This window comes from Bordetella sp. FB-8, assembly GCF_000382185.1.
GTDB lineage: Bacteria > Pseudomonadota > Gammaproteobacteria > Burkholderiales > Burkholderiaceae_B > Bordetella.
This window is the reverse complement of the sequence record NZ_KB907784.1, coordinates 3,119,085-3,133,795: the sequence shown is the minus strand read 5'-3', so window position 1 is coordinate 3,133,795 and position 14,711 is coordinate 3,119,085. Positions and strand designations below refer to the sequence as shown.

The window sequence follows — 14,711 nt, the reverse complement described above, 5'->3', positions numbered from 1 at the left end:
AGCTACCTCAACCGGCCATTTTTTCAAAAATCTTGTTCAGCTTTTCTTCCAGCGTAGCGGAAGTAAAAGGCTTAACCACATAGCCGTTGGCGCCTGCTTGAGCCGCCGCGACAATGTTTTCCTTCTTGGCCTCGGCCGTCACCATCAGCACCGGCAGGTCCTTCAAATTCGGATCGACCCGTATCTGCTTGAGCATCTCCAGCCCATCGAGATTGGGCATGTTCCAATCGGAGACCACAAACTGGAAACCGCCGGTACGCAGTTTTTCCAGACCCTGCGCACCATCCTCTGCCTCGTCCACATTCTCGAAACCCAGCTCCTTGAGCAGGTTGCGGACGATACGGCGCATGGTGGGAAAGTCATCCACCACCAGAATCTTCAAACTCTTGTCTACCATCATGGCTCCAAAAAATAATAAGTCGAGGCTCCATCCACAAGCAGGAGCCTCGTAGATATCAAACCCGGTGTCCCCGGTCTTCGAGGCGTTCCAGGAGCCGATCGCTGATCCGCGACAAAGGCAACACCTCGGACGCCCCGCCCATGGCAATCGCCTCGCGCGGCATGCCGAATACAACGCAGCTGGCCTCGTCCTGGGCAATGGTATAGGCCCCCGCCTTGTGCATGGCCAGCAATCCGGCGGCGCCGTCCTTGCCCATGCCCGTGAGGATGACTCCGATAGCATTGCGGCCTGCTGCCTCCGCAGCGGAGTGAAATAGTACGTCAACCGAAGGCCGGTGCCGGTTGACCGGCTCGGACGCAATCAGTTCGATCACGTAGTTGGCGCCGCTGCGGCCCAGCCGCATGTGCGTTTCGCCGCCTGGAGCCAAGTAGACATGCCCAGGCAGGACACGTTCTCCGTGCACGCCCTCGCGCACCGTCACCGAGCACATGCTGTCCAGACGTTGGGCGAAAGACTTGGTGAAACCGGCCGGCATATGCTGCGTGATGAGAATGGCAGGACTGTCCGGCGGCATCGGCGTCAGTACGTCCTTGATCGCCTCGGTACCCCCGGTGGACGCCCCGATGATGACCAGTTTTTCCGAGCTGGCCAGCGGGCCTCGGGAGCGCACCACGGGCGGCGCGGCATTGGCGGGGGCAGGCGGGCGCAGCTTGCTGCGAGAGGCCGCACGAATCTTCTCCGCGATCGTCTCGCTGTATTCCATCAGGCCGTCACGGATACCCAGCTTGGGCTTGGTAACGAAATCAATCGCCCCCAGCTCCAGCGCGCGCAGCGTGGTCTCGCCGCCGCGCTCGGTCAGCGACGAAACCATGATCACCGGCATGGGTCGCAGGCGCATGAGGCGTTCGAGAAAATCCAGGCCGTCCATACGCGGCATTTCCACGTCCAGAGTCAGGACGTCGGGATCATGCTGCTTGATCAGATCGCGCGCGACCAGAGGATCAGGAGCCGTCGCCACGACTTCCATGTCCGGATGGCTGTTGATGATTTCCGTCATCAGGCCGCGTACCAGCGCAGAATCGTCCACGCACAGAACTTTGATTTTTTTCATGTTTTGTCTGCCCGTGCGCCCTTATGGCTGAGACACGCACTCGTACACTGTCTGCCCGCGCAGACGGAAATTCTTGCTGATGTAGGTGAAATTCTCCGAGTGGCCGGCAAACAGCAATCCGCCCGGCTTGAGCAACGGCGCAAAGCGCTGCAGTATCTTGGCCTGAGTAGGCTTGTCGAAATAGATCATCACGTTGCGGCAGAATATCGCGTCGAAACTACCCTGTATCGACCACTTGTCGGCCAGCAGATTCAACGTCTCGAAGCTGACCATGTCCTGCAGCGCGGGCCTGACTTTTACCTGCCCATCATTGCCGCCCTTGCCGCGCAGGAAGTATTTCTTGAGCTGCGCCTCCGGCAACTTGGATACGCGCTCGAACGGATACGTTCCAGCCCGGGCGCGGTTCAGGCAATTGGTGTCGATATCGGTCGCCAGCACTTCGCACCCCGAGGTCTTGCCGCCCAAGGCCTCGGCCATGGTGATTGCGATCGAATACGGCTCTTCGCCCGTCGAGGCTGCGCAGCACCATACCGATACCGACCCCTGCTTCTTGCGTACAAGATCGGCCAGAATGGGGAAATGATGGGCTTCCCGGAAAAACGAAGTCAAGTTAGTGGTCAGCGCGTTGGTGAAATGCTCCCATTCCGGGGAGCCGTTTTCGCCTTCGAGCGTATCCAGGTAGCTGGAAAAATCCTGCACACTGAGCGCGCGCAGCCGCCTGGCCAGGCGGCTGTAGACCATTTCACGCTTGTGTTCACCCAGCGATATCCCTGCGCGCGCATAGATCATCTTTCGCACGCGCGCGAAATCGTTGTCCCGGAAATCGAATTGACGTTCCGGAGAAGAACCCACCGCCTGGGAAGATGCCATCGAACCCCCGCTGCGGAATCAGGCCGCCACTTTTTCCACCAGCGCCATTTCGTCGCTGGTCATCAGTTTCTCGATGTCGACCAGGATCAGCATGCGGTCGTCGATCGTGCCCAGGCCAGTCAGGTATTCGGTCGACAAGGTCTGGCCGAACTCCGGTGCGGGACGAATCTGTGCGGCATTGAGCATGAGTACGTCCGATACGCCGTCAACGACTATGCCTACCACCCGGGTGCTCAAATTGAGAATGATCACCACCGTCTGCTCGGTGTATTCCACCTTGCCCAGGTTGAATTTGATGCGCAGGTCGACGATGGGCACGATGATGCCGCGCAGATTGGTCACACCCTTGATGAAAGGCGGCACATTGGCGATGCGGGTCACCACGTCGGCATCGTAGCCGCGGATTTCCTGCACCTTCAGGATGTCAATGCCGTATTCTTCCTCGCCCAGGGCGAAAACCAGGAATTCGTGTCCCGTGTCTTCGGCGCGCGTGGTATCGATTCGGGGAGAGGCTGCCATATTGCTGAACTCCTGTCAGTTCAAAACGGTTTCGGCCGCGGACGACCATTTTTCACGATTGGCCCGAGCCAACGCAAACACATCGACGATCAGCGCCACGCTGCCGTCGCCCATGATGGTGGCCGCGGAAATGCCGGGCACCTTGCGATAGTTGGCCTCCAGGTTCTTGACCACAACCTGGTGCTGCCCCACCAAATGGTCCACCAGCAAGGCAAAGCGCTTGTCCTCGGCCTGCATGATCACCGCGATGGCCTGCGTGGGATCTTGCTGCGCATGGCCGACAGAAAATGCGCGATGCATCTCCACCAAAGGCAGGTACTCTCCGCGCACATGCAGCACGCGCTCATCGCCCGCCACGGTATAGATCTGGTCCTGCGTGGGCTGCATCGATTCGGTCACGTGATTGAGCGGCAGAATGAACGTCTCGGTGCCCACCCGCACCGACATCCCATCCAAAATGGCCAGCGTCAGCGGCAGCACGATGCGCGTGGTCGTGCCCTGCCCCGCGCGGCTGGAGAGCTGGACATGGCCGCCCATGTCCTGGATATTGCGGCGCACCACGTCCATGCCCACACCGCGCCCGGACACATCGGTGATCTTCTCGGCCGTGGAAAAACCCGGCGCGAAAATCAACTGCCAGACCTCTTCGTCGGGCATGCTCTCGCTGACCGCAATGCCCTGCTCCAGGGCCTTCTTCAGAATGCGCTCGCGGTTCAAGCCCGCGCCATCGTCGGTCACCTGAATGACAATGTTGCCGCCATGGTGCTGGGCCGACAAGGTCAGCTTGCCCACCGGATCCTTGTCGGCGGCAATACGCTTGTCGGGCGTCTCGATGCCGTGATCCAGGCTATTGCGCACCAAATGCGTGAGCGGATCGATGATGCGCTCGATCAGGCTCTTGTCCAGCTCCGTGGCGCGCCCGTGCGTCTCCAGCTCGATCTGCTTGCCCATCTTGCCGGCCAGATCGCGCACCACGCGCGGGAAACGGCTGAATACGTAATCCATCGGCATCATGCGGATGGACATGACCGATTCCTGCAAATCGCGCGCGTTGCGCTCGAGCTGCTCCAGACCGTTGAGCAGGCGATCGTGCACCACCGGGTCCAGCGTCGAGGCCGTCTGCGTCAGCATGGCCTGGGTGATGACCAGTTCGCCCACCAGATTGATGATCTGGTCGACCTTCTCCACGCCGACGCGAATGGAGGTCGACTCCTTGTCCGCATGCGGCGCGGCAGCCGGGGCAGCCGCCTTGGGCGGCGTGGGCGCCGCGGCACGGGCCGGGCTGGCCAGCGCCGTCGCAGACGTGGGCGCCGGCCCGTCCTGAGGCGTAAAGCTCGAAGCGGCCGCCTCAAATTGCGACACCACATCCGGCCCGGCCGACGCCGGCACCGCTTCGTGGGTCACGCGCAACTGATCGGCATTGACGATAAAGCAGCACACCGCTTCAATATCGGCCACCGAACACGTGGTCTGCACCCATACCGCCAGACCACCACCCTTGCTCTGGCTATGCAGCACCTGGCCCAGGTTGCCCATCTCATCGAGCAGCGCTTGCGCATCCTTGCCGCCCACGTCGCGGATGCGCACGCAAGTCGGCTTCTCGCTCGTGCCGCTGGCCGATGCCGCGGGCATGTACATGGGCTGCTGCGCAACAACAGGCGCGGCCACAGCGACAGGCGCGGCCGCAGGCCCTGCGCCGCCAGCGGGCGCGCCGTCCTCCTGGGCCAACTGCCGCAGCACGGCGCAGATACGTTCGTATACAGCCTCCTCAGGCTCCTGCGAGGCGCGGTAGGCATCGAGCTGGCTCTTTAACACGTCCTTGGTTTCCAGAAAAATATCCACCATGTCGGCACGCAGCACCATGTCTTGGCGACGAATGGCATCCAGCAGGTTTTCCAGCAAATGCGTGGTTTCGGCCAGCTTTTGAAACGTGCCGAACGTCGCCGCCCCCCCCTTGATCGAGTGCGCCGCGCGGAAAATGGCATTGAGCTGCTCGATGTCCGGCGCCTGGACATCGAGCTGCAGCAATAGCTGCTCCATCTGAGCCAGCAATTCATCGGCTTCATCGAAGAAGGTCTCGTAAAACTGACTGAGGTCCAGACCAGACATACGGATCGCCTTTTATTTATGAATATTGAGACGGTGTTGTGCAAGCGGCTCAGTTTGGCGGAGCGATGCCAAGCAGCTCGGCCACGAATTCGACCAATCCTTCGGGATCGACAGGCTTGTTCACCCACCCGCTCACATTCAGTTCACGCGCGGCGGCCTTGCTGACGTCGTCTTCCTCGGTCGTCAACACCAGGACCGGCGTCTCCTTGTATTTAGGCTGAGTACGCAAACCCTGGATGAATCCCAAGCCACCCATCACCGGCATATTCCAGTCGCTGAGCACGAGGTCGAAAGAACCGTTCTGGGACTTTTCCAAGGCCTCCTTGCCGTTGCTGGCGAGCACGACTTTCCAGCCGGCGCCCACCATCGCTGCCTGCACGATAAGGCGCATCGTCAATGAATCGTCTACGACGAGGATATTTGGAACCATGACTTTCCTAATGTTTGGAAGGTATGACCGGAGTGGGTGCGGGCGGAACCGCCGCACTGCTTGGCGCCTTGGGCGGCAGCGCCTGCTCGAGCATCTTTACGCTGCCGCTACCAATCATACCCTTGGCCACATCGGCTGCCGTAGCGTTTTCCTCTTCGATGCGCCGCAGCGCTTCGGAATTGAGCAATACTAGACTGATGCGCCGGTTGATCGCCGCGGCAGGGTCGTCCTTGACCAAGCTCATGCTTGAGGCCAAGCCCTGCACGCGGATTATCTTGTTCGGGTCCATGCCCGCCGCCACCAACTCCTGGCGCGAAGCATTGGCCCGGTCCGAGGAAAGCTCCCAATTGCTGTAGCCCGCCTGGTCTCCAGCATAAGGTGTCGAGTCGGTATGGCCAGAGATGCTGATCTTGTTGGGCACTTCATTGAGCAAAGGGGCGAGCTGACGCAGAATGTCGCGCATATAGGGTTCGACTTCAGCGCTGCCCAAGGCAAACATGGGTCGGTTTTTGCTGTCCACGATCTGGATACGCAAACCTTCAGTCGTCACATCCACCAACAACTGCGGGCGGAACTTGTTCAGTACGGGGTTCGACTCCATGGCCTGAACCAAATGCCTGCGCAAATTCTCCAGCCGGCGCCGATCGCGGCGATCGGATTCGGTGCTTGGGTTGGGCGGCACCTCGATGCGCGTGCCATCGCTTTTGCGAACGTCGCCGTCACTCTTGGTCGGATCTTTGCCGCCACCGGGGATGGCGCTGGTCTCGGCCGATTGGTTGGGGCCGCCCGTCAAGGCCACGCGCAAGGGCATGCGGAAATATTCGGCAATGCCCTTGAGTTCTTCCTTGGGAACAATGCTGATAAGCCACATCACCAGGAAAAACGCCATCATGGCAGTCACGAAGTCGGCATAAGCGATCTTCCAGCTGCCGCCATGATGACCGCCACCGCCGCTCTTTTTACGACGGATGACGACCCGGTGAGTATTGGCAGAACTCATTGCGCCACTCCGTCAGGCCTTGCCGCCCGCGGTCTTGGCCTGGCGCACGTGCTCTTCCAACTCGGAGAAGGAAGGACGCACCGCGGCAAACAGCACCTTGCGGCCAAACTCCACCGCCAACTGCGGTGGATAGCCGTTCATGCTGGCCAGCAAGGTCACCTTGACGCACTCGAACACCTTGACGGTCTCCGAGACGCAACGTTCGACACGCGAGGCGAAAGGTCCTATGAAACCGTAGGCCAGCAAAATACCCAAGAAAGTACCTACCATGGCGTGCGCGATCAATTCGCCCAGCACTGCTGGCGGCTGGTCGACGGCTGCGAGCGCCTTGATCACACCCGTCACCGCTGCCACGATGCCGAAGGCAGGCATGCCATCGGCCACACTCTGCAGAGCATGCACCGGAACCTCGCGCTCATGGCGAAAGGTCTCTATTTCCTCGTCCATGAGCGTTTCGATTTCGAATGCGCTCATGTTGCCGCTAATCATGATGCGCAAGTAATCAGTAATGAATTCCATCAGATTTGCGTCGCCCACGATCTTCGGATATTCGGCGAAGATGGGACTGGACGCCGCATCCTCGATATGCGATTCGATGGACATGAGGCCTTCGCGGCGCGCTTTGTTCAGCACCACGTACATCAAGGACATCAGGTCCATGTAGACCTCCTTGCTGTAGGACACCCCCTTGAGCGCCATGGGTATGGCTTTGCGCACGGAGGCCATCGATTTCTTGCTGTTGCCTGCAATGAACGCACCGACTCCCGAGCCGCCGATCATCACGAATTCGAGAGGCTGATAGAGAGCGCCCAGGTGCCCCCCGCCGAAGGCAAAGCTGCCTACGACAGACAGAAGAACAACGATATAACCAATAGCGATCAGCACGACTTGAGCCTCTTAACTACGACAGAGATAGATCTTCCAGGAGATCTACGGCACTCAATGCCCATTTCGAATAGTCCACTGCGGGGCCTCTCATAAAAAGGCAAGTTACAGGGTTTTTTCGGGTTCATTTGCCGCCTTTACATTCATGCACCCACGCGCTTGCTCAGGAACGCGTCGGTTCCAGCCCGGGCCGGCCCTGGACGCCGCGCGCCTTGGCGGCGCGAGTCTTGCCCGCGCGCGGCGGCGGACGGCAGATGGCACAGACAAAATCAGATTGCGGATCATGCGCGTGCGCGATGAAGTGTCCGCCACATTGCCGGCAAGCGGAAAGCTGCAACATGTCGCTGTCGAAGAAGCGCACCAGCATCCAGGCCCGCGTAAAACTGAGCACCGGCTCGCTGGCCTCACCGTTCTCGACGGCAGCATGCTCCAGATACAGTCGGTATGCATCGATAGTGGCGCGGATGCCTTTGCGCTCGGTACGCTGATTCAAGAACGCATACACGTTATAGAACAGCGACGAGTGAATGTTCGGCAGCCAGGTCATGAACCAGTCGACCGAAAAAGGCAGCATTCCCTTGGGTGGCGAGCAGCCTCGAATTTCGCGGTACAGGCGCGCAAGGCGGTCATGACTGAGAGATGTCTCGGCCTCGAGAACCTGCAGACGCGCGCCAAGAGTAATCATGGCGCTGGCCAACAGAATCTCGTCGGCTTCCTGCGATACGCTTTTGCTTGCCATACGAAGTCACCGCCCAAAGAAGAATCAGGCGATTTCTTCGACCGGCTGTTTGGCCAGCAGGATCGTCGCATGGGCCTGCTGCAGCGCGCCGCCCAACACATCCTGAGTCAAAGCCGACAGCAAGTTGTAGTCGTCGAAACGGAACCGGCACAGGAGCGAACTGGAACTGGCCAGTTTGATGAGCTGGGCTGGCGTCAGGCGCAGCAACAGGTCGGCAACCTCTTTGCTGAAGCCCAGACGAAAAGTGGAAGCCGCGTAATCGTCGCGCAGCATGCGTTGAGCCAAAAGCAGGTAAGACAGATTGACCTCACGAATATCCGTGAGCAAGGAAGCATCTGCTGTCGTTTTCATGTTTGACTCCTCTACTGCGAAAATGCTGCGGGAAAAAATCTGTACAGCTCGCCCCGCGCTTGGCGATTTGTATCAAAAGAGTAACTTATTTGGATGAAAATGTATCATTCCATAGTAAGTTAAACGCAATTTAACACGAGCGTCCATAGGGGTTTATTACATCAGCAATACTTTACAATGTTTAAGCTTTGCATTTACATTTCCTTATCCGCCATACAACACCGCTGCGGACCACACGGTGCGGGCCTCTGCCGGATAAAGGCCAAAGCAAGCCCTCAAAACAAAGAGTGCTTAAGGAAATGAACCTCACCCGCCGGCTCAAAATATCGGCCATGGCCCATCGTGGGACCATTGTTCGACCCTATGCCTCCCGCTGACGAAAATCTACTTGAATACGCACCATTAGTGCGCAAGCTTGCCCTGCAGTTGCTTGCACGGCTGCCTGCGAGTGTGCAACTGGACGACCTCATGCAGGCCGGCATGATCGGCCTGTTGGACGCCATACGGCGCTACCAGGAAAGCCCGGAAGCACAGTTCGAAACCTATGCCACGGCGCGGATCCGCGGCGCCATGCTCGATGAGCTGCGTGCCCAGGACTGGCTGCCGCGCAGCGTGCGCAGCAAAAGCCGCAAAATAGAAAGCGCCATCCAGAAGCGGGAACAAGCACTGATGCGCGCGCCCAGCGAGTCGGAAGTCGCCGCTGAACTAGGCGTGCCGCTATCTGAGTACCGGGATATGCTCAAGGATGCCCATGGAGTGCAGATCCTCCACTACGAGGACTTCAGCCGGGACGGCGAGGATGGCTGGCACGATGTCTCGGTCAGCGAGGAGGCGTCTCCGTTGGACACCCTGCTGGCAGGCGACCTGCGCAAGGTCCTCATTGACGCCATTGGCGCCCTGCCCGAGCGCGAAAAGCTGCTGATGTCGCTTTGTTACGAACAAGGCCTCAACCTGAAGGAAATTGGGGTCGTATTAAACGTAACGGAAGCCCGCGTCTGCCAGTTGCGCAGTCAGGCCATTGCCCGCATCCGCAACCACCTACGCGAGAACGCCTGGCAAGATCTGCCCCCGGAAAACCTGTTGGCGCGGGTTGCATGACTTTGCATTTCTTAAAGATGTCAGCAATAAATTTCCCGCTTAAGTTTGGACATACACAGTCGTAACCCAGGACAACGGCGGATCTTCTGCTGTTAAGTTGGGTGGCGCAGCTACCCAGTTTGAAAGAAGTTTTTCTCTCTTGGGAGTTACCCATCATGTCGATGATCATCAATACCAACTATTTGTCGCTGGTTGCCCAAAACAACCTGATGAAGTCCCAGTCGTCTCTGAACACTGCCATCACGCGTCTGTCCTCGGGCCTGCGCATCAACAGCGCCGCCGACGACGCAGCCGGTTCGGGCATCGCCAACCGCATGACGGCTCAGGTCAACGGCCTGGACCAGGCCTCGCGCAATGCCAACGACGGCATCTCCGTCGTGCAGACCGCTCAGGGTGCCTTGAATGAAATCAACGACAACCTGCAGCGCGTGCGCGAACTGACGGTTCAAGCCGCCAACGGCACCAACACCTCCGCGGACCTGAGTTCCATCCAGAACGAAATCAACCAGAACATGTCCGAAATCAACCGCGTCTCGGCTCAGACGCAGTTCAACGGTGTGACCATCCTGGCGACGAGCGGTACCATGAGCCTGCAGGTGGGTGCCAATGACGGACAAAACATCTCCATAAACCTGAAGAAGATGAATGCCAGCGCCATGGGCGTGGCATCTTCGACGACCTCGACCGCCACGCTGGCGACTTCGTCGGTCACCATCAACGTCACGGAATTCAAGACCATCGGCAACACCAGCGGTACGATCTCCGTTACCGGCTCCAGCAACACCTACCTGGCCACCATCGATGCGGCCATCAAGTCGGTCGACTCGCTGCGTGGCCAGTTGGGCGCTGTCCAGAACCGCCTTGACTCCACCATCACCAATCTGAACAACACGGACACCAACCTGTCCAACGCCCGTTCGCGCATCCAGGATGCCAACTACGCCGTGGAAGTTTCGGCCATGACCCAGGCCCAGATCCTGCAGCAAGCCGGCACCTCGGTACTGGCCCAGGCCAACTCCAGCTCGCAAAGCGTGCTGTCGCTGCTGCGTTAATCGCGCGGCTTGATGCGCGCGGCAACGCCCGCGCAAGGCAAGCTCCGAACACCCCGCCCGTTTCGACGCGCGGGGTGTTTTTTTACTTATAGACCGTCGGCTTGCGAAAAGCGCGGGCTTTCTCCCGTTTAACCGGCAATTTCCGTCATGAAGCACTAGGTAGACTGCATCATCGACTTCTTTTTGCGTGCAACTTACATGGCCCATAACCCCGCCCACAGCCTCATCGGGTCCGATGGCAGGAAAACTGCCCCGGCCGGTTTGACAGTGCAAGAAGCGCTGGATCAAACCCGGCGTTTTCCCGATAACCCGCGCGTATGGCTGGAGCTGGCCCAGCTGACCATAGACACGGACGCGGAGTTGGCGCTCGCCGCCGCCCAAAAGCTCGCCCAGCTGCTGCCCAATGACTACGACGTCAGGGTCATCCTGGGGAAACTCGAATCCATGGCCGAGCAGTACGAGCAAGCCCGCAAACACTACGAGCGCGCCCTCGAGATCAAGCCCGACGACTTCGACATGCTGTGCCAGGTGGCCTCATTGCATCTGCAGGTCAACAAGAACAACGAACAGGCGTTGGACCTGATAGACCGCGCATTGGCGCAGCAGCCTCGCAACATACATGCACTGTATCTAAAAGCCTATGGGCTGATCCTGGCTCGCCGCTATGACGAAGCGACTGACCTGCTGCATGAACAGCTCATCCCGCTCGATCCCGCCAACGCGTATTACTGGAATCTACTAGGGCAGACCTACCGCGACACGGGCGAGTTCAAGCGAGCCGAGGCTTCTTACCTCAAATCCATTGCCCTGGCCGAAACGGCCAAGAACCAGGCCGCATACATCGACGCTGTATCCAACCGCCTGACCCTGATGCATTACATGCCCGAGCACAGCGCCGAAGAAATACTGCAGGCCTGCAGGGAATGGGGTGCCCTATTCGCGCCAAACCAAGCGTCCTCGCGCCCGCGTCCGGCCACCCCGAACCCGGGACGCAAAATCCGCCTGGGCCTGTATGCCGACGGCTTTAGCGCTGGGCCCGTCAGCCTCATGATCACTGCGCCGCTGGAACACCTGCGCCGGTTCGGCTTCGATATTTACCTGTACGCCAACAATCCAACCTACGACCATGTCGCGCAGCGCCTGATCGCCGTGGCTGACCGCCATGCGACCATTCTGCAGCTTTCGAACGAACAGTTCGCCCAGCGCATCCGCGACGACGGCATTGACATCCTGGTGGATCTGGCCGGCTACAACACCAGCACACGAATGAGCGCTATGGCGCTGGAACCCGCACCGTTACTGGTCAAATGGGTCGGCGGTCTAATCAATACCACCGGCTTGCCGGCCATCGACTACCTCATTACCGACCGGGTCGAATCACCTCTGGGCAGCGATGCTTTCTTCACGGAAAAGCTGATCCGCATGCCCGACGACTACATATGCTACTTGCCCCCCCCGAACCTGCCGGACGTGGGTCTGCTTCCAGCCAGGAGAAACGGCTACATCACCCTGGGATGCTTCAACAACCCCACCAAAATCAACGAAGTGGTGCTGGAAAAATGGGCCAGCATCATGCGGGCCCTCCCCAACTCGCACCTATTCCTCAAAGGCGGCGCCTACGATAGCGCGGCGTTGCGACGGCGCGTGCAGGATTTCATGCAAGATCACGGCATCGCCGCCGACCGCCTGCGGCTGGAAGGTCAGGCCACGCACTTCGAGCTACTGCGCTGCTACAACGAGGTCGATGTGGCGCTGGATCCCTGGCCCTATTCCGGCGGCCTGACCACCTGTGAAGCCCTGCTCATGGGCGTACCCGTGGTTACGCTACCCGGCCCCACCTTCGCTGGCCGCCATTCGGCAACCCATCTGGCTCATGCCGGAATTCCCGAGCTTGTGGCGCAAGATTGGGATCAGTATCAGTCCTGCGCATTGGCGTTGGCGTCCGACCTGGACAATCTGTCCGCCCTGCGCACCAGTCTGCGCAAAACCCTGCTCGACTCGCCTGTCTGCGACGGTCCGCGCTATGCCCGGCACCTGGCCACGGCCTTGCGCGCCATCTGGCAACGCTATTGTGAGGGAAAACCGCGCGCGTCCCTGGTCTTTACATCCGATGGCAAGCCCTGGTTCGAAGACAGCGACGCTCCCATGCAAGTGGTCGAACCCGATGCGGCCGCGCAGGCGGTCACCGAAGACAGCGGCGATTTTCAATTCCAGTTCCGCGGCAAGATCATCGCCCTGGATCATGGCGGCTCCTTCATCGGCACGAACGCGTCGCGCAATTTGAGCAATCTGGGCAGCCTTATTACCATTGCCATCGATCCAGCGAACACCTTGCAAGGGCGCGAGCAGGAGATGTGGGGCAGATTGATACAGCATCACCACCATCATGTAGCGCTGGGGGACGGCGCGCCTGCCACGCTTTATCTCTGTCGGGACAGCACCTACAGCGGCACGCTCGCCCCCCTGCCCGCTTCGCGGCAATTGCCGGCCTTGCAACAGGCCACGGAAATCGTTGGCACCCATACCATTCCCACGGTGCGTCTGGACGAACTCACAGGGCTGGAGAAAATAGACTGGCTGATCCTGAACGGCGCCAACGACAATGCGGCCATTTTGCAAAGCGCCCAGCGACTGTTGCCCCATACACTGATCGTCCAAGCGCAAACTGCCTTCGTTGACATTTTTGAGAGGCAAACCGACCTGGCGAACCTGAGCAGGCTGCTGGCTGCCTACGGCTTGAGGCTGCTCGCGCCGATCCAGCCGCACACCTTCAGCTATTTTCCGGAAGACCTGGATCTGCTCAAACCTCCTGTCCATTCGCAATGGGTGGCAGCCGATGCCGTGTTCGTGCCGGACGAGAATCGCCTACGCGCCATGGACGACAATCAGCGCTGGAAACTAGCGTATTTGCTGCATTCGGCGTATAACGCGCAGGATCTGGCCTACCAGGTTCTGCAGCAGATAGACCGGGATCTAGCCAGGCGGTATTTGTGCGACGATGGCTGGCTATACAGGCGCCCGCCGATCGCCGAGGCCAAGTTGCCCAGCGCGCAGGCGGCATCCGAGGCAGACCAAGCTTGGCCCGCGGCGCCTGCCGCGCCGGAAGTCAGAAAAGTGGATTTGCCCGCTGACGCCGGAAAGGAACCACGTTCGGGTTCCAGGCGCCCTTTCGTCTCCATTGTCATACCCACCTACAATCGCGCAAACGACCTGCGCCGCTGCCTGCACAGCGCCTTGGCCATCGACTGCGATGACATGGAGATCATCGTCAGCGATAACGCATCGCCGGACAACACCCAGGAAGTCATCCAGGAATTCAACGATCCGCGGATTCGGGCTTTTCGCCAAAAGGAAAACATTTATGGCGACCCGAACTTCCTCTTCATCATCGAAGCGGCTGCAGGCGAATGGATCATTACCCTCACCGACGACGACTGGATACTGCCGCAGGCGGTAAGTGTCATTCGCGCCGCGGTGGCGGCGAACCCCAACGTCGGCTTCATTCTGTCGCCACTTCGGCAGATCGATGCCAACAACCGGCTGATGGGAGACCACCTGGCGCTGTCGGTTCCCCAGGACAACCCGGGGCAGCCCACGCTCTACAACTTCCCTGCCGGCCCGGACTCGCTGTGCACGCTTTTCTGGCATGGCCATATCTTCACGCGCTGGATCATGCGCAAAGATATCATCGATCTGGAGGGCTACAAGAAGCAGATCGGCAAACACGCCTATGCGATCATGTGGATGACCAGCAGGGCCCTGCTGACCACCGACACCATCTACACGTCGCATCATGTGGCCACGCACCGGGTATTTAACGAGACGTTCTGGAGCTACCCGGACGACTATATGTACGGCGGCGTTCTCACCATGATCAAGGAACTGCTTGCAGACCATCCTGCCCATCTGGACACCTTGACGCAAACTACCGCCGACCGAGCGCTAGGTCAGGTGGGATACGTGAAAAGCCATGGGGAAGAAAAACTCGAGCGCTATGTCCGTGCGCTAATGGGATTTCCCGAGTTCACCTCCATACCCAGGTTCATTCCGGCGTTGGTGCAAGCCCTGCGCAACGTCATGTCGGACGAACGAATTGTTCAGATTGCGCTGAATGGGCCGGCCAAGAAACTCCCTTCTCAGCCATAAA

General features: G+C 59.4%; 13 protein-coding genes. 3 read left to right on the top strand and 10 right to left on the bottom strand.

Features of this window, described 5'->3' with window-relative positions; translation table 11 throughout:
- Positions 1 to 7 precede the first annotated feature (7 nt).
- The 10 genes from cheY to flhD form a co-directional block, all read right to left on the bottom strand.
- Positions 8 to 397: a chemotaxis response regulator CheY gene (gene cheY / locus H143_RS0114950; RefSeq protein ID WP_026350093.1), complete on the bottom strand. Its 390-nt coding sequence runs from the start codon at positions 395 to 397 to the stop codon at positions 8 to 10.
- Positions 398 to 455: 58 nt separating this feature from the next.
- The gene (locus H143_RS0114945) at positions 456 to 1,511 is read right to left on the bottom strand and encodes a chemotaxis response regulator protein-glutamate methylesterase (RefSeq protein WP_019939067.1); all 1,056 of its coding nucleotides are present in this window, start codon (positions 1,509 to 1,511) and stop codon (positions 456 to 458) included.
- A 21-nt stretch (positions 1,512 to 1,532) separates the two neighbouring features.
- The gene (locus tag H143_RS0114940) at positions 1,533 to 2,381 is read right to left on the bottom strand and encodes a CheR family methyltransferase (RefSeq protein ID WP_019939066.1); all 849 of its coding nucleotides are present in this window, start codon (positions 2,379 to 2,381) and stop codon (positions 1,533 to 1,535) included.
- Positions 2,382 to 2,399: 18 nt separating this feature from the next.
- Positions 2,400 to 2,900, bottom strand: a complete 501-nt coding sequence (gene cheW / locus H143_RS0114935; RefSeq protein WP_019939065.1) for a chemotaxis protein CheW — start codon at positions 2,898 to 2,900, stop codon at positions 2,400 to 2,402.
- Positions 2,901 to 2,915: 15 nt separating this feature from the next.
- Complete coding sequence (cheA, locus tag H143_RS0114930) at positions 2,916 to 5,009, bottom strand: chemotaxis protein CheA (protein ID WP_019939064.1); 2,094 nt, start codon at positions 5,007 to 5,009, stop codon at positions 2,916 to 2,918.
- Positions 5,010 to 5,058: 49 nt separating this feature from the next.
- Entirely contained in the window at positions 5,059 to 5,439 is a 381-nt protein-coding gene (locus tag H143_RS0114925; protein ID WP_019939063.1) for a response regulator, read from the bottom strand.
- Between the two features lie 7 nt (positions 5,440 to 5,446).
- Complete coding sequence (gene motB, locus H143_RS0114920) at positions 5,447 to 6,439, bottom strand: flagellar motor protein MotB (protein ID WP_019939062.1); 993 nt, start codon at positions 6,437 to 6,439, stop codon at positions 5,447 to 5,449.
- Positions 6,440 to 6,451: 12 nt separating this feature from the next.
- Positions 6,452 to 7,324, bottom strand: a complete 873-nt coding sequence (gene motA / locus H143_RS0114915; protein ID WP_019939061.1) for a flagellar motor stator protein MotA — start codon at positions 7,322 to 7,324, stop codon at positions 6,452 to 6,454.
- Positions 7,325 to 7,487: 163 nt separating this feature from the next.
- Positions 7,488 to 8,063, bottom strand: coding sequence for a flagellar transcriptional regulator FlhC (gene flhC / locus H143_RS0114910; protein WP_019939060.1), 576 nt, complete (start codon positions 8,061 to 8,063; stop codon positions 7,488 to 7,490).
- 24 nt (positions 8,064 to 8,087) lie between these two features.
- The gene (gene flhD / locus H143_RS0114905) at positions 8,088 to 8,414 is read right to left on the bottom strand and encodes a flagellar transcriptional regulator FlhD (RefSeq protein ID WP_019939059.1); all 327 of its coding nucleotides are present in this window, start codon (positions 8,412 to 8,414) and stop codon (positions 8,088 to 8,090) included.
- 363 nt (positions 8,415 to 8,777) lie between these two features.
- Between flhD and H143_RS0114900 the strand changes: the two genes are divergently transcribed.
- The 3 genes from H143_RS0114900 (at position 8,778) to H143_RS20830 (ending at position 14,710) form a co-directional block, all read left to right on the top strand.
- Positions 8,778 to 9,512 carry an RNA polymerase sigma factor FliA gene (locus H143_RS0114900; RefSeq protein ID WP_026350092.1) on the top strand — a complete coding sequence of 245 codons (735 nt, stop codon included), beginning with the start codon at positions 8,778 to 8,780 and terminating at the stop codon, positions 9,510 to 9,512.
- Between the two features lie 155 nt (positions 9,513 to 9,667).
- On the top strand, positions 9,668 to 10,564 hold the full coding sequence (locus tag H143_RS0114895) for a flagellin (RefSeq protein ID WP_019939057.1): 897 nt from the start codon (positions 9,668 to 9,670) through the stop codon (positions 10,562 to 10,564).
- Between the two features lie 198 nt (positions 10,565 to 10,762).
- Positions 10,763 to 14,710, top strand: a complete 3,948-nt coding sequence (locus tag H143_RS20830; RefSeq protein WP_081627064.1) for a glycosyltransferase — start codon at positions 10,763 to 10,765, stop codon at positions 14,708 to 14,710.
- Position 14,711 lies beyond the last annotated feature (1 nt).